Genomic DNA, 21,051 nt, shown 5'->3' with positions numbered 1-21,051 from the left:
ATTTTGGTTACAAAACTATTGTCATTAGTATCAGTATCCAGGGTAAAAATACTACCATGTATAATCGTTCTAACGTCCTACTGTCGATTTGCCTGCTCGTCAGCCTAACGGCGGGCGTGGCGCATGGGCAAACTACTACTAACGCGCAGCGCGAAGCACTGGTTATCCAAGCACGCCAAGGAACTCTGGAAACATCAATCGAAGGTTTAAAGACACTTTATTACCAAACCCGTGATCTTCGTGTTCGCGAAGATTTGGTGGCACTGTTAGTGCGCGCCGATCGCCATCAGGAAGCGCTGACAATTTGCACCTGGTGCCAAATAGAAAATTACAGTGATTCCGAACTAACCAACCTAGCCGGTGCCGCGCGCAGTGCGGGTAAATACCAGCATGCACTGGAACTCTTCCGGATGCTCACCTACCGCGACTCTTCCAATGCAGATGGATGGCTTGGCCAAGCGTTGATCCATACCGACATGGGCAACTATACCCTGGCGGGCATATCCCTTCAGCAGTACAACCAAGTGGCTGGCACCACCACGGCAGGCCTAGAAGCGAGGGGCTACTTGGCGTCGGTGACCTCAGATGCCATACAAGAGCTGAGTGCTCGGCAAGCACTCCTAGCGCAAAACCCTGACAACACAGGTGAGCTGCATGCGCTGTATCGGTTAGCGGTAGGCCTAGGCGCAAGCGCTGCAGCAAACGGCATTATGCAAAGCAACCCAGACGCCTTTAGTGCAAGTGATCGCCTATGGCTGACCTACTATGAAGGGGTAACCGACATACGTCTGGGTATTCATACCGATCAGCCTTCAAGAGTCAACAGCGGTTTAGAACAGTTGAATAGCGTACTACGTGCCGACGATGCGCCCGAAGAACTGGTCACCATTGCCGAGTACGACAAAGTGGTAGCGCTGGCCCAATTGAGGCGCTTTTCCGAAGCTGAAGCGCTCGCGACGAGGCTCGAAAAACAGCACGGGCGATTACCCAGCTACGTGGATCGCGCCAGAGCCCATGCACTTAATGGAATGGGGCGCCCCAATGAAGCCATCGAACTCTACGAAAACCTGATTCGGCAATCCCCTGCGCTAGCGACTAATCCTGATGATCCTCTTTATGAGGGGCTATTTTACAGCTATGCCGACGCCCAGCGTTTTCGCGATGCTGATCGATTGCTCAAGGAGTGGATTGCCAGTGAGCCAGAAGAGCGCCTGGATTTCACTCAAACCCTGCGTATCGAAAACCCTAACTATCAGAAGGTATTGCTGCTAGAAGTGCTGCTGGATGCCTGGCGAGGGCGTAATGACGAAGCCAGTGAGCGTCTCGCCACCTATCAGGCGCAAGCGCCAGCTGAACCCTACTTATGGCTAACTAAAGGACATATCGAACGCGACAGGGGTTGGCCGAGAAAAGCCGAAGCGTCTTATCAGCAAGCAACACCATTACTGCCACCCGACCGACAGGAAGCTGCTCAGCATGGCGTACTGCTTTCTCGCTTACAGCATGGCCAGTGGAAAGGCACCACCACCGAGATCGCTAGAGAAATTGCACAAGCAAGTCCAAGCGCATCGCGGGATGATATGGCCCGAGAGTGGCGCGAACTCCGCGCGCCTCAGTTGAACAGTTCATTTGAGCGAAGTGAAGGGCAAGGCAGCGGCGCTCAAGCCTCAAAGGAGTGGCGCTATGAAGTGCTCCTGGAGGGGCCCCGCAACGATAGCGGCTCCCGCCCCTTCGCCCAACGAATCGGGCAGTTTGGTGCGTTTGAAGATGAGAACCTCTATGCCTCCTATAACGTAGCGGGCTACGAATGGAACCTATACCCCGCTATGGTAACCCTAGCAGCGGGTCACGGGTCACAGCTCAACGAAGACTTTCTTGCCATGGCAGAACTGCGTTACGCCGCATCAGATCATGTAACCGCAACGGCTGGTGTTGAACTTAACACTACCGACACTCCGCTACGAGCGCTGCGCGATGGCATCAACGCTGACCGCTACCGGGGTGAGCTGACCTACCGTCATGACGAGCGCGGTGCCGGTGCCATCGGTGTAATGGCCACCGACTTTGACGACAGCAATCTACGCCAATCGGTTTATGGCTACTGGAATCAAACGCTTTATCACCTGGACCGCTGGCAGATTAACGCTGCAGTGCAAGGGTCTGCTTCGCGCAATGACGAGGTTGAAGCCAGCTATTTCAATCCGAAACGCGATGCCAGCTTAGCGGGCGTTCTGTCCGTTAATTACGGGACCCCGTTTGATTATCGACAGTCCTTTATCCAAAGCGTTTCGCTAGGTTCAGGCCGTTATTGGCAAGAGGATTACGACAGTGAAAACACCTGGTCGCTGGGTTACCAGCATAGTTGGGAGTTAGCCCCCACCGTGAGCTTACAGTACGGCATTACCCGCGAAAGAGCTGTTTACGACGGTGTTCCCGAATATGACAACGTTATTTCAGCCGGTTTTGTATGGAGATTCCTATGACACTCTGGCGCGTCGTTGCATTGAGCGCAGCTTTGTTGGCTATCATCAATATTCAGCAGGTCCAAGCCGCACGCTCAACGGATGACTACGTGGTGATCAGCTACCACGATGTGGTGGATTTTTCTGTCACTCCCGATTTAGATATCTATTCGCAGACCATCACGCGCGATCGGTTAATTGAACACTTTAATCTGATTGCCGTGAGTGGCTACAAGCCTGTGAGCTTGCAGCAGATCATTGACGCCAAAGCAGGTGCAGAACCATTGCCGGAAAAAGCCGTACTGCTGACCTTCGATGACGGCTATCGAAGCTTCTACGATATCGTCTTTCCGCTGCTCAAACTGTACGACTTTCCCGCCGTACAAGCCGTAGTAGGAAGTTGGTTAAACGTGTCCCCCGGCGAACAGGTGCCTTATGGCAGCATCACCCTTCCTCGCGAACGCTTTTTGACCTGGGAGCAAGTCAAAACGCTAGACGAATCGCCGCTGGTGGAGATCGCTTCTCACACCTACAACCTCCACTACGGCGTTATCGGAAACCCGATGGGCAATGAACAAGCCGCTGCAGTAACCAGCATATGGAACCCGCGAGATGGCTACGAGAGCGAAGCGGACTACCTTGTGCGGATTCGCCAAGATATGGCAAAAACAAAACAGCTATTTGAACAGCACTTGGGCCGCCCCTCCCACATTATGGTGTGGCCCTACGGCGCTTACAGCGAAGCAACACTTGATATTGCCGCCGAATATGGTATGCAGTACACCTTCAGCTTACTCAGTGGACCTAACCAGCTTCACGACCCTATGCGCAGCATGAATCGCTACCTTATCGATCAGGAAACCAGCCTGCAAACGATTGAGGAGATTCTCTCCAACCGCTTGTGGGAGACAGAAGAACTACGCATCGTGCATATCGATCTCGATTATGTGTACGACGTTGATCCCGTCCAGCAAGAGCTAAACCTCGACAGGCTAATTGAGCGCATTTTCCGCTTCGGCGTTGGCACTGTTTACCTACAAGCCTATGCCGACCCAGATGGTGACGGCGTGGCCGATGCCCTTTACTTCCCCAACCGCCACTTACCGGTAAGAGCCGATCTTTTCAACCGTGTATCTTGGCAGTTAAAAAAGCGTGCCAATGTGAAGGTGTACGCCTGGATGCCGGTGTTGTCATTTGATTTAGGGCCTGATTATCGCTACGTCACCGATGTAAGAACCGGCGCGGAGTCGCCTGAGCAATATCGCCGGCTGTCACCTTATGTGGAAGAGAATCGCCGCATTATTCGCGAAATCTACCAAGACGTTGGCCGACTGACGAAATTTGATGGGTTGCTGTTTCACGATGACGCCTTCTTTACCGACTTTGAAGATGCCAATCCTGAAGCCTTGGCGGCGTATGAGCACGCGTCATTGCCACCAGATATCGACGCGATTCGCAGCGACGATAACCTGATGACCGCGTGGACCCGCTTTAGGACGGAGTACCTAACCGACTTCACAGCGGTGCTGGTGCAGGCGGCTAACTACTATCGCCAAGCCGACAACAAAGAGTTCACCACGTCTCGCAACCTCTATGCCGCAACGATTATGGAGCCGCGCAGTCAGCAGTGGTTTGCTCAAGACATCCAAAATTTCGCCAATGGTTACGACTATGTTGCCGTGATGGCCATGCCCTACATGGAAGAAGCGGACAACCCCAATGAGTGGCTGCGATCGCTCGCAAAGCGCTCACTCGCACAGGTGAGTGCAGACCAATTGGTCTTCGAGCTGCAAGCACTGAATTGGCGCACCCAAACCCCGATTCCCAGTCAAGAAATGGCCGAATGGGTGCGAATATTGCGCGAAGAAGGCATAAAGCACATTGGTTATTATCCAGACGATTTTCATCAAAATCATCCCGACATCAACGTGTTAAGGCCGGTTTTCTCTATCGCACGTCGTTTTAGGGTAACACCATGAACATACTCGACTCCTTGGCTATCTTCACCCTCGGCTACCCAAGCTTAATGGCGACGATATGGATTTGTGGTGGCATTTACTTCTACGTTCATTGGGAACGTAAGCAGCCGTGGCCGGCTACTTTTAGCTGGGATGAAGATGCTCCAAAGGTAACCGTTCTACTGCCCTGCTATAACGAAGGAGCAAATGTTGACGAGACAATTCACCACTTGTTCAAGCAGAACTATCCTTACATGGACGTTATCGCCATCAACGACGGCAGTAAGGATGATACCGCAAGCAAGCTGGATGCCTTGGCTCTGATCTATCCAACGTTAAAGGTGCTGCACCAGCCCAACCAAGGCAAAGCCAGCGCCATGAATAATGGTTTAAGCTATGCCAACGGCGAAATTATTGTAGGGATTGATGGCGACGCCATACTCGATTACGACGCCATCGGCTATATGGTTGGCCACTTCATGAGTAGCCCCAAGGTCAGTGGGGTCACAGGTAACCCACGGGTTAGAACCCGCTCCACAGCCATTGGCAAAATACAAACCGGCGAGTTTTCCGCCATCATCGGCCTAATAAAACGCGCCCAGCGCATCTATGGAATGGTGTTTACCATTTCAGGCGTCATCTGCGCCTTTCAGCGTAAAGCACTTAAGGAAATCGGTGGCTGGAACACCGACATGATCACCGAAGATATTGATGTGAGCTGGCGCTTGCAACTGGCAGGTGGCCAAGTACGTTACGAACCCAGAGCCATGTGCTGGGTGCTAATGCCAGAAACTCTGCGCGGTCTCTACAAGCAACGACTGAGGTGGGCGCAAGGTGGCGGCGAAGTTTTTCTACGCTACTTTTCGCAAACTATTCGCTTGAAAAATCGCCGGTTCTGGCTGCTCATGCTGGAATATATCATCAGCGTGATATGGTGCTACTCCGTTATCATCCTGGCACTGTTCTGGCTGATTTCTCAGCTCTTTGTACCCATAGCATGGCCCATCACCGCAAAGCTGCTCTCCTATTTTGGCAGCATTATGATCGCCATTAGCTTCGTTCAGTTTACCGTCAGTTTTTATATCGACAGTCGCTACGACAAAGAGATATTCCGCTGTGTTTACTGGAGTATCTGGTACCCATTCGCCTATTGGATCATCAATATGGCCACCGTCGCTATCGCCTTTCCCAAAGCAATGATGCGCCAAAAAGGAAGGCACGCCACCTGGACCAGCCCTGACCGAGGAGAGCAATTTCATGAACAATAAACTTGTGCCCGTCATCATCAACAACCCTTGCCAGAAAAGCTGGGATTACCGAATCCGCGACTTCTTAATCACACTCGCCACATTGGCACTGTGGGGTCTGGTGGCGGCCAAGCTATACATGTTCTTTATCGTGGAAGAAGCCATTATTGAGCAGCTGATCGGTTCGGTTATGATTAAGATAGTACTGATCGGTTTTCTCGTCACCTTCCTGACGTTTCACTGCTGGGCCGTATACAATAAGTACCTTCATACCAGCTACGTAAAGCGCCAGCTGCGCCACTTCCAGCAGCCAACGCTTGGCCTGGATAACGAAATAGAAGGCCCCGTAGAAAACCAAACTGTGAGCAAATCTTGGCGAACCCCACAAAAATAGACTATTAAATCACAACGATATGATAAAAAAACCTGCATGAGTCGACATGTTTTTCATTGTCAAACAAACAATATGCCCAAAGAGACCAATGCAATCCCATCAGTTCTTGCATACTCTGTTGACCTCATCACTCCCCTGATTCACGCCAAGCATTTCTTCGAGAAGGTGCATCATAAAAATGGCTGCCAACATTGTGAGACGTACTTGCTGGCCTCCCTGGCCAAGATACTGCCCGACAATGCCAAGCCGATTCTCGTCACTCCGATAACGACAACCACTCAAGTAAATTGGGAATAGCTGTGATTTCGTTTGACTTTTTATCGACCGCAAGCTGTCACAATACCAGACGTTGCTCCACCGCCCAGTCATTGACAAGGTGTAGTGGTGGTTGTTCATCGACATGGTCATAAGCGCGCCTAAGATATTTACCATCCTAGGCCCGACACCTTTTATATTGGCGGCAACGTCTGACATGAACGTCAAAAACCGCTTATGAAAGACCTGTGGATCTAGGTGTCTAAAAACGCGGCTGAACGTATCGTAACTTGGCGTCCCGTGCGGAAGTGAGAAAAACCGACCCAAAAAATCTGTTTTTGAACGTGCGAGTAGCGCTATATCTGAACAATCTTCTGCGCCGCTGATGACGACGCAGAGGACAATGAATAAGGTCTCGTTTAAGGGAAAACGGGAGTTGCTGCCTTTGGGATCAGAAAGGCTATCAAAACGACGTTTCGATGAGCATGGTTTCTCTCTGATGAAGCAAGCTTTAATGCTTCCAGAATGAATGCTCGCGAGACAATAAGTCCAATTCATTTGCGATAGCCTTGCGCTGCGCGCCTCGCGTTATCCTCCTCACACTAAAAGGTACGAGATTTGACGCGCATATTGATCAATCAATCGATTAAATCTGCTTCTCGATAACCGATTAAATACAGCACTGCATCAATTCCCAACGTTGAAATTGCTTGGCGAGCTTGCGCGCGCACAACAGGCTTGGCACGAAACGCGATCCCAAGTCCCGCTTTCGCCAGCATTTTAAGATCGTTGGCACCATCGCCAACGGCAATGGTCTGCGCTAAGGTAAAACCTTCCCGTAGCGCAATCTGCTCTAAAAGGTCGGCTTTGCGCTGTGCATCAACAATCGGCTCTTTTACTTCACCTGTTACTTTGCCATTTTCAATCACCAGCTCGTTGGCGTAGATTTCATCAAAGCCGAGCTTATCTTGAAGATGACGAGCAAAGTAAGTAAAGCCTCCTGACAGAATCACCGTGCGATAACCAAAACGCTTTAAGTTCGCCATTAACCGTTCAACGCCATCCATTAATGGCAGCTCGGCGGCAATCTCCTTCAAGACCGACTCGTCCAAACCGGCTAGCTTACTCATACGCTCGCGGAAGCTCTCTTGAAAATCCAGCTCGCCTCGCATCGCTCGTTCGGTCACTTCGGCAACTTCGTCGCCGACCCCATGACGGCGGGCTAGCTCATCAATTACCTCGGCTTTGATCAGAGTAGAGTCCATATCAAAACATACTAAGCGACGATGCCGACGCCAAATAGTGTCCTCTTGAATCGCAATATCGACACCCTGCTGGGCACCCAGCGCTAGGGCCTTTTCGCGAAGAGATTCTAGCTCTGCATCGCTTCCTCTAAGCCAACACTCGACGCAAGCACCATTAGCAGGCGAGTTGCCTTCAAGTGATTCGCGGCCTGAAAGACGGTGAATTAGTTCAACGGTGAGACCAAACTCAGCGGTCAGCGCACCCACTTCAGCTAAAATACCGGCAGGCAGCTTGGGGGCTAGCAGACTTAAGATCAGCCTTGGTTGGCTGGCCTGTTCGCTCCAACGCTGATAATCGTCGCCACTCACCGCAATGGCCTGTACGTCTAAATCTAGCGTATCCCCTGCTTCGCTTAGGGCGGCTTCCAAAGCACTGTCGTGCTCAAGTCCCACCAGTATTTCTAAAGAGAGCATGCCAAACGTCACGCTTTGATTAATATCTAACAGCCGAGCGCCACCCGCTGCCAATGCCTTGCCCAGGCCAGCTAGCTGGCCTGGGCGGGCCACCCCCGTCGCACGAATCAAATAACGCGTTGCCATGACTTACTCCCCCTCCTCTAAACAATCTACTTTTTGGAAACCGCGAGGCAATTTGCTGCCTCGCCTACCGCGTTCACCGCGATAATACGCGAGATCGTCGGCCTTTAAGGTTAGCTTACGCTTACCAGCATGAATAATAAGCTCACCGCTGTCTGCTACAACGGCAATATCACGTACAAACTCTTCACGACGTGACGCACGTGGACCAGGAATATCGAGCATTTTAATGCCTTTCCCTTTGGCCATCTCAGGTAACTGATCCAGCGGAAACAGCAACAACCTGCCTTCGTTGGAAACCGACGCCACCCAAAGATTTTCGCCATCAGGCACCTCAACGGGGGCCATGACGCTGCAACCTTTCGGCAAGCTGAGTACTGCTTTACCCGCTTTATTCTTGCCGGTAAGGGCTTCAAGCTGGGCGACAAAACCATAGCCTCCGTCGCTGGCTAATACATAACGCCTAGTGGGCGGTGCCAGCATTAGTCCTGCCATTCGCGCGCCAGCCGACACGTTGGCGCGCCCGGTAACCGGTTCGCCCTGACCTCTGGCGCTGGGCAAATTATGCGCGGACAGCGTATAAGCGCGCCCCGTATCGTCTAACAGCACCAGGGGCTGGTTGGTTTTTCCGCGAGCCGCCAGCTGAAAACTATCGCCGGCTTTGTAGGAGAGCCCTTCAGGGTCGATATCATGGCCTTTTGCAGAACGAATCCACCCCTTTTCAGATAAAACGACGGTAATCGGATCGGCGCCTAATAGCTCTACTTCAGAGAGCGCTTTCGCTTCGCTGCGCTCGACCAGTGGCGAGCGACGTGCATCACCGTGCTCTTTTCCCGCTGCGCGGATTTCTTTTTCAATTAAGGTGGTCAGCTTAGCTTCACTGCCTAGTAGGCCTTGCAGCGACTTACGCTCTTTCTCAAGCGCATCCTGCTCACCACGAATCTTCATCTCTTCCAGCTTGGCAAGATGGCGCAACCGTAATTCTAGAATCGCTTCAGCTTGACGTTCAGAAAGACTAAACGCAGCGATCAACGCAGGCTTAGGTTCATCCTCTTCACGAATGATACGAATCACTTCATCAAGATCGAGGTAAGCCGTTAATAAGCCTTCCAAAATATGCAGGCGGTCTTCGACTTTGCCTAAGCGGTGCTCTAAGCGGCGGCGCACCGTCGCGCGACGAAAGCGCAGCCACTCGCTCAGCATATCGGGTAGCGGCATCACGCGGGGTCGGCCATCCAGGCCAATCACGTTCATGTTCACCCGCACGTTCTTTTCTAAGTCCGTGGTAGCAAACAGATGCGCCATTAGCGATTCAACATCCACGCGGTTAGAGCGCGGCTCAATCACTAGACGAGTAGGCTCTTCATGGGTCGACTCATCGCGCAGGTCGGCCACCATCGGCAGCTTTTTGGCCTGCATTTGCGCGGCGATCTGCTCTAACACCTTGGCACCGCTGACCTGATAAGGCACAGCGGTAATCACGATATTGGCCTCTTCACGCACATAGCGGGCGCGCAGCTTGACCGAACCGCGTCCACATTCATAGAGCTTTCGCAGGTCTTCTGTCGGCGTGATGATTTCGGCATCCGTGGGGAAGTCAGGCGCGGGCACGAACGCCATCAGGTCGACGGTGCTCGCCTCTGGGTTGCGCAACAAATGACACGTCGCCTCGACCACTTCAGACACGTTGTGCGGCGGGATATCCGTTGCCATCCCGACCGCAATGCCCGTACCGCCGTTGAGCAGTACATGAGGCAAACGCGCTGGCAGGACAACCGGCTCTTGCATCGTGCCATCAAAGTTAGGGGTCCAATCTACATTGCCTTGGCCTAACTCGCTGAGCAGTACTTCGGCAAACTTAGAAAGCTTGGCCTCGGTGTAACGCATAGCAGCAAAAGATTTGGGGTCATCAGGGCTACCCCAGTTACCCTGCCCATCCACCAGCGGGTAGCGATAGCTGAACGACTGTGCCATTAGCACCATCGCTTCGTAACAAGCGCTGTCGCCATGGGGGTGAAACTTACCCAGCACATCACCGACGGTACGCGCCGACTTTTTGTACTTGGCATTGGCATGCAGGGCCAGTTCGCGCATGGCATATATAATGCGCCGCTGCACGGGTTTCATCCCATCACCAATGTTGGGCAAGGCGCGGTCTAAAATGACGTACATCGAGTAGTCGAGGTACGCTTTTTCGGTGTAATCGCGCAGGGACAGTCTTTCGACGTCACCCTCCGCTACTTGAATATCGATGGTCATCGGGAGTTATATCTCAATATCTGCGAGGTTGCCGTAATTTTCCAGCCACTTTTTGCGGTCGCCTGCACGCTTCTTAGCCAGCAACATATCCATCATTTCCAGGGTCCCATCGCCCTCTTCAAGCGTTAGCTGAACCAGACGCCGAGTTTCCACTGCCATGGTGGTTTCACGCAGTTGTAGCGGGCTCATTTCACCCAAGCCTTTAAATCGCTGAACGTTGGGCGTGCCACGCTTTTTCGCCAGCTGCTTGAGAATGGCGGCTTTTTCGCTCTCATCCAGGGCGTAGTGCACTTCTTTACCTAAATCGATGCGATAAAGCGGCGGCATGGCAACGAACACGTGCCCGGCATCCACTAGGCTGGGGAAATGCTTTACAAACAATGCACACAGCAGCGTGGCAATATGTAAACCATCAGAGTCGGCATCAGCCAAGATGCAGACTTTGTGATAGCGCAGCTTTTCAAGATCCGCGCTACCGGGGTCGGCACCAATGGCCACGGCGATATCGTGGACTTCCTGAGAACCATAAATATCATGGGTATCGACTTCCCACGTATTTAGAATTTTTCCACGCAGCGGAAGAATGGCTTGTGTTTCACGGTTGCGCGCCTGTTTAGCACTACCACCTGCTGAGTCGCCCTCAACTAAAAACAGCTCGCTGAGCGCAGGGTCTTGGCCAGAACAGTCGGCGAGTTTGCCAGGCAATGCAGGGCCGGAAGTGACTTTTTTACGGGCAACTTTTTTGGACTTTTTCTGACGCTGCTGGGCGGCGCTGATCACCATTTCAGCCAGCTGTTCGGCCTGTTCGATGTGGTGGTTGAGCCATAACGAGAACGCGTCTTTCATCACCCCCGACACAAAGCCCGCAATCGTGCGTGAAGAAAGCCGCTCTTTGGTCTGCCCGGCAAACTGAGGGTCAAGCATTTTAACCGACAGCACAAAAGAGGCCCGCTCCCACAAATCATCGGCGGTAAGCTTGATGCCGCGAGGCAACAGGCTGCGGTATTCACAGAATTCCCGCAGCGCCTCCAACAACCCTGAACGGAAACCATTAACATGAGTGCCGCCCTGGGGTGTGGGAATCAGGTTCACGTAGCTTTCCAGCAGCGCCTCGCCGCCTTCGGGTAACCATTGAATCGCCCAGTCAACGCCATGCTCGTCGTCGCTAAAATGGCCAACAAAGGGTTCGTTCGGCACCACCTCATAGCCATCGGTAGCTTCAGCTAGGTAGTCCCGCAGGCCATCAGCATAGGCCCATTCTGTCTTGGTGCCGTCAGGCTCTACCAGCGTAACGGCCAACCCAGGGCATAATACGGCCTTGGCGCGTAGCAAGTGTTTTAATTTTGAAAGGGCAAGTTTTGGGCTGTCGAAGTAGCTCTCATCTGGCCAGAAACGAACGAGAGTGCCCGTCGCTTTTTTGGGTGCTTTGCCAATCTCATGAAGCTCTTCTACTTTTTCGCCGAATTCAAAGGCCATGGCATGGCGCGCGCCATTACGGGTAACTTCCACATCTAAACGGCGCGATAAGGCGTTAACGACTGATACGCCAACCCCATGCAAGCCACCCGAGAAACGGTAGCTGGTGGCAGAAAACTTCCCTCCAGAATGGAGCTTGGTAAAGATTAGCTCGACACCCGACACGCCATGTTCGGGGTGCAAATCGATCGGCATGCCACGGCCGTTATCCTGCACTTCGATGGCACCGTCACTATGCAATACCACGCTAATCGCCGAGGCGTGTCCAGCGAGGGCTTCATCAACACTGTTATCAATGACCTCTTGAGCGAGGTGGTTAGGCCGTGAGGTGTCAGTGTACATACCGGGACGCTTACGTACCGGCTCGAGTCCTGACAGGACTTCAATGGAACTCGCGCCGTACTGGGAGGCATCAAACTGGGTCATGTAACGTCGGTTCCTAAAAAAATATCGCTAGCAGCCGCTCTGGGTACTTAAACTAGAAGTACGAAACTAGAAGTACTTACACTAGAAATACTTAGACTAGAAGTACTTAAATGGGTCGCTGGCGGCTTACAAAAGAGCACAGGATAGCGGAAAACGAAAAAACTGTATATCCAGCCATGAAAATCGAGTGACTGTGCTATTGCTGCTCTGCCGCCCAAAATGCTTCAATCAAGCCACGGCTAGAAGCGTCCATGCGTGAAATATCTCCAGTACCATCAATTATCGCCTGGGTGTCGGTGGCAATTTTTTTGCCCAGCTCAACGCCCCACTGATCAAACGGATTGATATCCCAAATAACCGCCTGAACAAATACCTTATGTTCGTACAGGGCAATTAGTGCGCCCAACGTAAACGGTGTTAGCTTATCCAACAGCACCGTCGTAGAAGGTTGGTTTCCACGGTAGCGCTTGTGTTCAGGCCGAGGGCCTTCATCCTCTAGGGCATCATCCCCCAGCATTAGCACCCGAGACTGTGCAAAACAGTTAGCCAGCGCTAACCGGTGCTGCGCCTTTAAATGGCGGCGTGTATCAGGGTCTTCTACCTCGTCATAACGCTTCAGCGGGGCAATAAAATCGCACACCACTGGCTGAGTGCCTTGGTGAAGTAACTGATAAAAGGCGTGTTGAGCGTTGGGGCCAAGCTGCCCCCACAGCACTGGGCAAGTTGAATAATTCACCGCATGGCCTTGGCGAGTCACCGATTTACCGTTGGACTCCATCTCAAGCTGTTCAAGATAGGCAGCAAAGTACTCTAAACGACCATCGTAGGGCAGTATCGAGTGGGCACGAATGTCCAGGAAATTGACGTTCCAGATGCCGGCTAAGCCCAGCAGAACTGGCAGATTTTCTTCCATCGGCGCGTCACGGAAGTGACAGTCCATTGCATGAGCACCGGCCAACAATTCACGGAAGTTATCCATGCCGACAACTAGCGCAATAGGTAGGCCGATGGTGCCCCATAAAGAGTAACGCCCACCGACCCAATCCCAGAACATCAGTTGGTGGTCAGGGGAAATACCCCACTCACTCATTTTTTCAGGGCTCGCCGACACGCCAATGAAGTGTTGGCGAATAATCAATTCTGCACTTAATGGCGCAGCGCTGGGAAGGTCGCCATGCTCGGAGAGCTTCCCTAACAACCAGTCTTTGGCCGTATTGGCATTGGAAAGCGTGTCGATGGTGGTAAACGACTTGGACGATAAAACGAACAGCGTTGTTTCTGGATTAAAGCGGCTCAGGTAATCCGCTAACTGAGAGCCATCCATGGTAGACGCAAAATGCACGTCTAATGAGCGTCCCTCTTTTGGGCGATAATCTGCCAGCGCATGAGTAACCATTAGCGGGCCTAGATCCGAACCACCAACGCCCAAATTCACCACATGGCGAATCGGCTTGCCGGTTGCACCTCGCCACTGCCCTGCTTGCAATCGCTGCACCATGCGCTCCATCTGTGCAAGGCTCGCATGCACAGTGGCCACCACATCTTCGCCTTCTACTTCAAGCGTGGCATCAGCAGGTAGGCGCAAGGCGGTATGCAGCGCCGGGCGATTTTCACTGATATTTACACGCTTACCACTAAGCAGTGCATCAATCGCCCCCGGCATTCCCGCTTCATGTGCCAACGCTAACAAGTGTTCAAGGGTGTCATCATCCCAGCGCTGCTTGGAAAGATCCAAGGTCAAACCTGCCACCTGACGGGTGAAATTCACCCAGCGACTATCGTCATTACCAAACAAATTTTTTAAATGAACGTGCCGCAGCGTTTCAGCATGATGCTTCAACGTCTGCCATGCAGGTAGCGTATCGGGGGTTGTGCGTGTTGCTGAAGCCATATGCCCTCTCCTTTGGCGTCGTTCCGTGCAGCAGGAATCTGTTATCGACAGGTCTGTTCTGCTTAACCAAGGCCGCGTAAACTACGCAGCCTTATTAATAATCCTGGCTTGCCCATGAGTGATGCATCTTACCGCGACGCTATCTTTTCAACACCCCTGGATAAGGTGGCAAGGTTCTCCTTCGACGAACAAGTCGTTGCGTGCTTTCCTGATATGATCCGCCGTTCGGTGCCTGGTTACGGGCAAATCCTCGGTATGTTGAGTTTAATTGCCCAACGCCACCTGCGCCACGGCGCGCATGTATACGACTTAGGCTGCTCGCTGGGCGCTTCAGGCCTAGCACTGGCAGGTGCACTCCCCGCCGACGCATTTCGCTATACCGGTGTGGATCTTTCGCCCGCCATGGTGGCTAGGGCAAAACAGACCTTTTTGGACGAGTGCCCGGATCACGCCATGCAAGTCGAGGAAGCCGACATACGTGCTCTTGAGTATGCACCTTCCGGCATGATCATTCTTAATTTTACGCTGCAATTTCTGCCCCCCGCTGATCGCGATGCCCTGTTGAAGCGGCTTTACGATGCCCTTGAACCGGGCGGCGTGCTGATTTTGTCGGAAAAAACCATTGATGCCGATGAGCGTGACAACGCTTGGCGGGTCGAGCGCTACCATGACTTTAAACGCGCTAATGGCTACAGCGATATGGAAATCAGCCAAAAACGTACTGCGTTGGAAAACGTACTGATCCCCGACACGCTTGATGCCTTGCATGGCCGGTTGGCCCAAGCGGGCTTTCCTCGCTCGATGACTTGGTTCCAGTACTTGAACTTCGCCTCGCTGATCGCCTTTAAGGAGGGCTAACGTGCCGCTGTTACCCGACGATCATCGCGCGATTTATCAGATCAAGCCAGCCAGGATGCCGCACTGACACCCTGGCTCGCCAAGTTACCAGAACAGCTGGCCAACGGGCTAGACCGCCAGCGCCATGGAGATCTATCTGCTTGGGAGAAAGCCGTTGCCAAGCTGCCGATTCTTCCCGAGGAACGCCTTGTTGATCTCGCCAGCGATACGGTGAGCATTGATGTTGCTTTGAGCAATAGCCAGAAGCGCCAGTGTTTTAACCTGCTGCGCAAACTGTCGCCCTGGCGCAAGGGTCCCTTTCGATTGGGCGGCATCGATATTGACACCGAATGGCGCTCCGACTGGAAATGGCAAAGAGTCGCCCCACACCTTGCGCCGCTTAAGTACCGCAAGGTACTGGACGTTGGCGGTGGCAGCGGCTACCACGCCTGGCGCATGGCCGGTGAAGGCGCGGCCTTTGTGCTGGTCATCGACCCTTCACCACGCTTTTATTGGCAGTTTCAGGCAGTCCGCCACTTCGTTGGCGATGCCGACGGCGGCCGCACGCAGTTCCTGCCGGTAGGCATCGAAGATGTGCCTGAAAAGTTGGGCTTTTTTGATACGGTATTCTCCATGGGCGTGCTTTACCATCGCCCATCGCCCCTTGAGCACTTGCAGCAATTAAAAGAGGCACTAGCCCCTGGCGGTGAGCTGATACTAGAAACACTGGTGGTGGAAGGCGATGAACAAACCGTGTTTGTGCCCGGCGAACGCTATGCCGCGATGCCTAACGTCTACTTCCTACCCTCTTCAAAAGCACTGTGCCACTGGCTAGAACGGTGTGGTTTTAGCAATGTGCGCGTGGTCGACGAAGCCGTCACAACCCTTGATGAGCAGCGCTCAACCGACTGGATGACGTACCAATCGCTAGCGGACTTCCTCGACCCCGATGACCCAACCCTCACCGTTGAAGGCTATCCAGCCCCGCGCCGTGCGGTAATCATCGCCAATCGGGCCTAATGATCATCGGCTAAGTCGTACATCGGCTATGTCGTAATTAAGTAGGGCTAGCTCTGTTAAAAGCAGTTGTACTGAAACAGTTCTTAATTACATACCAAGCAATGGCTTGGTTCATAATGAAACAGCTAGTAACGGCATTGCTCATATTTGTCGTCACTAGTTCTCTGCAAAACATCAAGGAGTGAAAATGGGTTTTTTAGCGTGGATTTTGTTCGGCCTTATCGCCGGTGTGATTGCAAAAGTGATTATGCCTGGTAAAGATCCAGGTGGCCTCATCATTACTATTCTTCTCGGTATTGCCGGCGCATTTGTAGGCGGCTGGATTGGCTCACTGGTTGGGCTTGGTACCATGGGCGACTTCAGCTTTGGCAGTTTTATCACCGCCATTGTAGGCGCATTGGTGCTATTGGCTGGCTACCGAATGATCAAGAATTGACATACTCCGACCACTAAATCAGAGATTATAGTGGCGGATTCCCAGGTCGTTGCCTTCCTGTTTCCTGCTTCGTTGTCCGTTGCCTGCAATGCCTTGGCATTGCAGGTCTTATACAAACTCCACAGGCGTTAATTTCCGAGTGCCCCTCGGTATTACTTCAACGCTCACCACCGGCTAACAGCGCGGTGCCTGCTTGTAAGATATTACTGGCCGCATTTACATCACGGTCAATGCCTTGGGTGCCGCAGCTTGGGCAATCCCAGGTTCGAACATTCAGCAGTAGCGATGCCATCACATAGCCACAGCCATGGCAGCGTTTCGAGCTTGGGTACCAGCGGTCGATCTGGACGAACTGGCGTCCTGCCCAGGTCGCCTTGTATTCAAGCTGGCGCACTAACTCCCCCCAGCCCACATCACTGATGGCTTTGGAAAGATGCCGGTTTTTAACCATGTTTTTCACAGCAAGACTTTCGGCAGCGATGACTTGGTTCTCGTTGATAAGCTGCGTGGTCAATTTGTGAAGATGATCTAGTCGCGTGTCGGCGATCTTGGCGTGACAGCGAGCGACCTTTAACCGTGCTTTGGCCCGGTTATTCGAGCCTTTTTGCTTGCGGCTGAGTTGCCGTTGCGCCTTCGCTAGCTTTTGGGCATAGCGGGCGGTATGGCGGGGGTTGTTAACCCGCTTGCCGTCACTGGTCACGAACAGGTCTTTAAGCCCCAGGTCGATACCGGCCATTTGGGGTGTGATCGGCAGCGCTTCGGTATCCACCTGGCACAAGCAGCTGATGAAGTAGCGGCCAGCGGCATCTTGGGACACCGTAACGGTGCTGGGCGTTGCAGGAAGCTCGCGGCTCCAGCGGATGTTAAGTGGTTCTTTGCACTTGGCGAGCGTGATCTGGCCGTCACGGTACGAAAACGCCGAACTGGCAAAGGTCGCCGACTGCCGATGTTTCTTGGATTTAAAGTTGGGATACCGCGCCCGTTTAGCAAAGAAATGCTTAAACGCGGTTTGCTGATGGCGCAAGCATTGCTGCAACGGCACCGAACTGACCTCTGCTAAAAAGGCCGTGTCCGGCTGCTTTTTCAGCTGGGTTAAGAACGCGCTGGCGTCGTTATAGCCGACCTTTTTCTGACGCTCATAGAACGCATCGGTGCGGTAGCGCAGCACTGCGTTCCACACATACCGCACACACCCAAACGTCCGCGCCAGCAAGGTGGCCTGCTCGGGCGTGGGGTAAAAGCGGTATTTGAAAGCGCGTTCGGTTTTCATTGCTTACAATTTAGCCTGATTTATGCAAGATAACAATACACAAGGCGTCCTGCGGACGCCACGCTATCCATCTCCACCCAATGCGGTGGCTTGGATGGAGTATTCCGCGCTTATCGATAACGCGTCCGCAACCCGCGAACCACAATAAAAGCCGCTCTATTTGAGCGGCTTTTTGCGTTCTTAATCAGGGCCTGCCAATCTTAACGCCGCAAAATCACCAGCCAGCGCCCAAGGTTCATCACGCTGGCCAACGAAGCAGCAACGTAGGTAAACGCACAGGCGGTAAGTACATGGCGAGCGCCCGGCATATCATAGGGCGGCACGTACTCTTTAAGCAGCGGCAACGCGCGGTTAAAGCTGGCATCAAATTCCACGGGCAACGTCACTAAGTGTACTAGGGCGGCGGTGCCAAAGCTGATGACAGCCATGGCGATGATCGCTGCCAACCCACCGGGCAGCCTTGTCAGCACAAACAAAAATGGAGCCGCCATCATTAAAATGGCGCCCAGCTTTTCTGCCTTTTGCGCGACTTGCACTAAACGGCCACGGGCTAACAGCGGCGCGTAGCCTTCATGATGCTGAATGGCATGCCCCACCTCATGAGCAGCGACGGTGACCGCCGTCAGCGAACGGCCATCATAATGGTCGGGGGTAAGGCGTACGCAACGTGATTCCGGATCGTAGTGGTCGCCAAATTCGGTACGCTCTACTCTCACACCTTCAACGCCCAAACGACGCAACAGGTGCTCTGCAAGTTCCGCGCCGGTGCCTGGGTAGTCATCTCGCCCACGGGTGTGGCGTTTTAATACCCACTTTGCCCAAAGGTTAGGCAGAACAAAAATAGCCAGCGCCAACACAATTAACACAATGAACATGGCAATTCACCGCTGATTAAGAACCTAGTTTAAAGACTCATTAACACGTGTTTAGTTTTATCAAGGCCAAAAGCAGGTGCACTTAACAAAACAACTACTCAGGCTCATTGTGATGCGTTTCTACATCCCGCTGCACGGCCTGCAGCCCTCTGGCAGAAATGTCGCCTTTAGAGTGGGCATGCTCAGCAATCAAAATGCTGTCAGCGGCAAGCACCAATTCACAGTCAGTATGAGCAATTTCATTCCGTAAACGCTGAATAGCCTGTTCCCGTTCAGGATCATTATCAACTCGACGGATATAGATTGCTTTGATTCGTGAGGGATATGCCTTCACCACCTCGGTATAAACCTCTGGGTCGTGCTGGCCGCTGTCACCAATCAAAATACAGGGCATATCGTGATAAAGCGTTAACATACGGTCGATTAAGTCGCGCTTGTGGGCTTCGGCCCGCCGTGGCCAAGGATGGCGCAGCGAAATCCCCCACTCACGTAGGAATAGAATAGGGCCGGCAGGAATTCGGTTAAGCTGGAAAAACGTTTCTAACATTTCATAAATCGCCCAAGGCCCACGAGAAACATACAAAATGGGGCGTTCTGCTTTCTCAGTCTTACCGCGATAAAGCGCCTGGTAGAGCGACGCAACTCCAGGAAAAGCCGTACGACGATGGGGTTTGCGGACAAACAGGCGATAAAGCATTTTGAGCTTTTCTGCGACGCCAGTGAACATGACGGTGTCGTCGATATCACTGATAACCAGCAGGTCAGCCTCGGGAGGAGGCACGTAAACTTCAACACTGGTTCGGATGGGCGAGTGGCCAGCTGCATGAACCATGATATCGGCGCGATGCCACGAAACATCGACTGGCAATGTGGTACTAATTGGCAGATGAGCATCAAAGTAGCCGTCACGATCCGTCGTTAGACACAACTGATTGTCGCCAATGCGTATATCCACGTTGGCATTAGCGAGGCCGCGTCGAAAGATACGTCGGGTGACATCTGCGGTGTCACGTAACATACCCCGCCGAGGTATCGCCCTACCCAGCGCGGCCTGACGAAACACGCGCCCCATAACAAACACTTCCTGCTGAGAACCGTAGCCTCGATAAGGATGCACCATCATGTCCCCATGACCACTGTCGCGCTTCATCGGTTTTGCCACCACGTGAGCCAACCGTTTAGCAAAGCTTGCCCACGGCTGATACCACGCCATTAATGGCACCCAGCCAAGAAACACCCACCTACGTCATCGGCATCTACTAAATTTTGCGTCATTCCCAACATTGGTTACTTCCTGTGATGACATCGCTGAATGGCCAAACGAGAACCAGTGTGGCGTAATGAATGGTCTCCCTCAACCGCCAAGAGCCATATTGTTAAGCGTTGTATAACACGTCTCCCAAGCCGCTAACGTCATAGCCTTGGAAAGCCTCTGCTCGCTGAGTAAAGCGCGCCTGACGCGTAAATGAGATAAGCGCTTGGACCGCCGGTTCGAAGTAACTTCGCCGGTTCATTACCAAATCAAAAGACTCTTCAATTAGCGGTATAAAATCTAAGTGCTGGCGGTGTGCTGCTGCCTCAACGCCAAGCCCGACATCCGCTTCACCCTGAGCGATAGAAAGCGCTAAGTCATCTTCGCTTAACGAAACGTTGGCTGCCCGGTTAAGCGTGCTCGGATCAATCGCTGATCGCTGTAGCAGACAACGTAGTAGCTGCGCTGCGCCCGCATCAGGTTGACGATGGGCAAGCGTCATTTGCTGACGGGAAATATCATTCAGCGACTGAATGCCATACGGATTGCCCGGCGCCACTAGCAATCCTTGCCGGCGCTTCGCCCAATGCAAGACGATTAAGTCCCGCACACCGCCCAGCCCTAGTGCCGCTGGCTCGTTATAGCGCCCAGATTCAGCGTTAAGTAAGTGAATACCTGCCAGCATGGCTTTACCTTCCAGCAAACGGCGCAAGCCATCACCACTGCCGTGGCACAGCGACGCCAAATCACTACCGCTTTCGCGAACCGCCCACTCCAACAGTGGGTCTTGACTACCCGCCAATACCAAAGGCAATGGTGAACGCAGCGCCTGGTCACTTTCTAAATGGCTGAGTACCCACATATCAATATGCTGTCGGGGAAAAAGCAATTTTCCGGTGGCGCGGCTGCAAGGTATCTGGCCCTGGCGCACCAAGTCATACACCTTACGCTCTTTTAAGCGCAAATAATCGGCAACCTCTGCCGTGGTGAGGTATTCCCTTAACATGTTTATGCGCCTCGCAATTTACTGCATATAGCTGCATATATTTCAAGCCAAAGTGCATTACGTCACGTTTGCATACATTATGCTAGCTAATGCACTTACCGTTAGTGAATACACTTAATGTCAGTTGCTAAAACAATGCCCAATAA

15 protein-coding genes and 1 pseudogene are annotated in these 21,051 nt (G+C 52.7%); 7 read left to right on the top strand and 9 right to left on the bottom strand.

All coding sequences use genetic code 11. The features are described 5' to 3' along the window. Window positions 1–56 precede the first annotated feature (56 nt). Genes pgaA through ELY33_RS17390 form a run of 4 tightly spaced genes read left to right on the top strand, consistent with a single transcriptional unit; the run spans window position 57 to window position 6,061 of the window. Complete coding sequence (gene pgaA, locus ELY33_RS17405) at window positions 57–2,483, top strand: poly-beta-1,6 N-acetyl-D-glucosamine export porin PgaA (RefSeq protein ID WP_126949176.1); 2,427 nt, start codon at window positions 57–59, stop codon at window positions 2,481–2,483. Next, entirely contained in the window at window positions 2,480–4,441 is a 1,962-nt protein-coding gene (gene pgaB / locus ELY33_RS17400; protein ID WP_126949175.1) for a poly-beta-1,6-N-acetyl-D-glucosamine N-deacetylase PgaB, read from the top strand. The genes pgaA and pgaB overlap by 4 nt, the downstream gene beginning before the upstream one ends. Further along, window positions 4,438–5,688, top strand: a complete 1,251-nt coding sequence (gene pgaC, locus ELY33_RS17395) for a poly-beta-1,6-N-acetyl-D-glucosamine synthase (RefSeq protein ID WP_126949174.1) — start codon at window positions 4,438–4,440, stop codon at window positions 5,686–5,688. The genes pgaB and pgaC overlap by 4 nt, the downstream gene beginning before the upstream one ends. Then, on the top strand, window positions 5,678–6,061 hold the full coding sequence (locus tag ELY33_RS17390) for a hypothetical protein (protein WP_126949173.1): 384 nt from the start codon (window positions 5,678–5,680) through the stop codon (window positions 6,059–6,061). The genes pgaC and ELY33_RS17390 overlap by 11 nt, the downstream gene beginning before the upstream one ends. 99 nt (window positions 6,062–6,160) lie before the next feature. Here ELY33_RS17390 and ELY33_RS17385 read toward each other — a convergent pair whose 3' ends face one another. The 5 genes from ELY33_RS17385 to pgi form a co-directional block, all read right to left on the bottom strand. Further along, window positions 6,161–6,874 (bottom strand): transposase family protein, encoded by a 714-nt coding sequence (locus ELY33_RS17385; protein WP_126949172.1) that lies wholly within the window; start codon window positions 6,872–6,874, stop codon window positions 6,161–6,163. Between the two features lie 80 nt (window positions 6,875–6,954). After that, the gene (gene serB, locus ELY33_RS17380; protein ID WP_126949171.1) at window positions 6,955–8,160 is read right to left on the bottom strand and encodes a phosphoserine phosphatase SerB; all 1,206 of its coding nucleotides are present in this window, start codon (window positions 8,158–8,160) and stop codon (window positions 6,955–6,957) included. A gap of 3 nt (window positions 8,161–8,163) precedes the next feature. After that, window positions 8,164–10,416, bottom strand: coding sequence for a DNA topoisomerase IV subunit A (gene parC, locus ELY33_RS17375; protein ID WP_126949170.1), 2,253 nt, complete (start codon window positions 10,414–10,416; stop codon window positions 8,164–8,166). Between the two features lie 6 nt (window positions 10,417–10,422). Further along, a complete protein-coding gene (parE, locus tag ELY33_RS17370; RefSeq protein WP_126949169.1) occupies window positions 10,423–12,318 on the bottom strand; it encodes a DNA topoisomerase IV subunit B in 1,896 nt (631 codons plus the stop codon). Between the two features lie 196 nt (window positions 12,319–12,514). Then, window positions 12,515–14,209, bottom strand: a complete 1,695-nt coding sequence (pgi, locus tag ELY33_RS17365; RefSeq protein ID WP_126949168.1) for a glucose-6-phosphate isomerase — start codon at window positions 14,207–14,209, stop codon at window positions 12,515–12,517. Window positions 14,210–14,323: 114 nt separating this feature from the next. Between pgi and cmoA the strand changes: the two genes are divergently transcribed. The 3 genes and pseudogenes from cmoA to ELY33_RS17350 all read left to right on the top strand — a co-directional run bounded on the left by cmoA (window position 14,324) and on the right by ELY33_RS17350 (window position 16,502). Beyond that, complete coding sequence (gene cmoA, locus ELY33_RS17360; RefSeq protein ID WP_126949167.1) at window positions 14,324–15,067, top strand: carboxy-S-adenosyl-L-methionine synthase CmoA; 744 nt, start codon at window positions 14,324–14,326, stop codon at window positions 15,065–15,067. Between the two features lies 1 nt (window position 15,068). Further along, window positions 15,069–16,066: pseudogene (cmoB, locus tag ELY33_RS17355) on the top strand (tRNA 5-methoxyuridine(34)/uridine 5-oxyacetic acid(34) synthase CmoB). 187 nt (window positions 16,067–16,253) lie between these two features. Continuing rightward, on the top strand, window positions 16,254–16,502 hold the full coding sequence (locus ELY33_RS17350) for a GlsB/YeaQ/YmgE family stress response membrane protein (RefSeq protein WP_126949166.1): 249 nt from the start codon (window positions 16,254–16,256) through the stop codon (window positions 16,500–16,502). A 157-nt stretch (window positions 16,503–16,659) separates the two neighbouring features. On the opposite strand, the gene ELY33_RS17345 is transcribed toward ELY33_RS17350, so the two are convergent. From ELY33_RS17345 to ELY33_RS17330, 4 genes are all read right to left on the bottom strand, one after another. Then, window positions 16,660–17,772, bottom strand: coding sequence for an RNA-guided endonuclease InsQ/TnpB family protein (locus ELY33_RS17345; RefSeq protein ID WP_126949165.1), 1,113 nt, complete (start codon window positions 17,770–17,772; stop codon window positions 16,660–16,662). A gap of 200 nt (window positions 17,773–17,972) precedes the next feature. Further along, window positions 17,973–18,647 (bottom strand): zinc metallopeptidase, encoded by a 675-nt coding sequence (locus ELY33_RS17340; protein ID WP_126949164.1) that lies wholly within the window; start codon window positions 18,645–18,647, stop codon window positions 17,973–17,975. A gap of 94 nt (window positions 18,648–18,741) precedes the next feature. After that, on the bottom strand, window positions 18,742–19,860 hold the full coding sequence (locus tag ELY33_RS17335; protein ID WP_126949163.1) for an App1 family protein: 1,119 nt from the start codon (window positions 19,858–19,860) through the stop codon (window positions 18,742–18,744). A 163-nt stretch (window positions 19,861–20,023) separates the two neighbouring features. Further along, on the bottom strand, window positions 20,024–20,905 hold the full coding sequence (locus tag ELY33_RS17330; RefSeq protein WP_126949162.1) for a helix-turn-helix transcriptional regulator: 882 nt from the start codon (window positions 20,903–20,905) through the stop codon (window positions 20,024–20,026). Window positions 20,906–21,051: the final 146 nt, after the last annotated feature.

It is taken from the genome of Vreelandella andesensis (genome assembly GCF_003989795.1).
GTDB classification, from domain to species: domain Bacteria; phylum Pseudomonadota; class Gammaproteobacteria; order Pseudomonadales; family Halomonadaceae; genus Vreelandella; species Vreelandella andesensis.
This window is presented reverse-complemented; position numbering and strand designations above follow the sequence as displayed.

Coding starts and splice junctions, on each gene's coding strand:
- pgaA (WP_126949176.1), top strand. CDS start 57: ATGTATAATCGTTCTAACGTCCTACTGTCGATTTGCCTGCTCGTCAGC.
- pgaB (WP_126949175.1), top strand. CDS start 2,480: ATGACACTCTGGCGCGTCGTTGCATTGAGCGCAGCTTTGTTGGCTATC.
- pgaC (WP_126949174.1), top strand. CDS start 4,438: ATGAACATACTCGACTCCTTGGCTATCTTCACCCTCGGCTACCCAAGC.
- ELY33_RS17390 (WP_126949173.1), top strand. CDS start 5,678: ATGAACAATAAACTTGTGCCCGTCATCATCAACAACCCTTGCCAGAAA.
- ELY33_RS17385 (WP_126949172.1), bottom strand. CDS start 6,874: ATGAATTGGACTTATTGTCTCGCGAGCATTCATTCTGGAAGCATTAAA.
- serB (WP_126949171.1), bottom strand. CDS start 8,160: ATGGCAACGCGTTATTTGATTCGTGCGACGGGGGTGGCCCGCCCAGGC.
- parC (WP_126949170.1), bottom strand. CDS start 10,416: ATGACCATCGATATTCAAGTAGCGGAGGGTGACGTCGAAAGACTGTCC.
- parE (WP_126949169.1), bottom strand. CDS start 12,318: ATGACCCAGTTTGATGCCTCCCAGTACGGCGCGAGTTCCATTGAAGTC.
- pgi (WP_126949168.1), bottom strand. CDS start 14,209: ATGGCTTCAGCAACACGCACAACCCCCGATACGCTACCTGCATGGCAG.
- cmoA (WP_126949167.1), top strand. CDS start 14,324: ATGAGTGATGCATCTTACCGCGACGCTATCTTTTCAACACCCCTGGAT.
- ELY33_RS17350 (WP_126949166.1), top strand. CDS start 16,254: ATGGGTTTTTTAGCGTGGATTTTGTTCGGCCTTATCGCCGGTGTGATT.
- ELY33_RS17345 (WP_126949165.1), bottom strand. CDS start 17,772: ATGAAAACCGAACGCGCTTTCAAATACCGCTTTTACCCCACGCCCGAG.
- ELY33_RS17340 (WP_126949164.1), bottom strand. CDS start 18,647: ATGTTCATTGTGTTAATTGTGTTGGCGCTGGCTATTTTTGTTCTGCCT.
- ELY33_RS17335 (WP_126949163.1), bottom strand. CDS start 19,860: ATGGCGTGGTATCAGCCGTGGGCAAGCTTTGCTAAACGGTTGGCTCAC.
- ELY33_RS17330 (WP_126949162.1), bottom strand. CDS start 20,905: ATGTTAAGGGAATACCTCACCACGGCAGAGGTTGCCGATTATTTGCGC.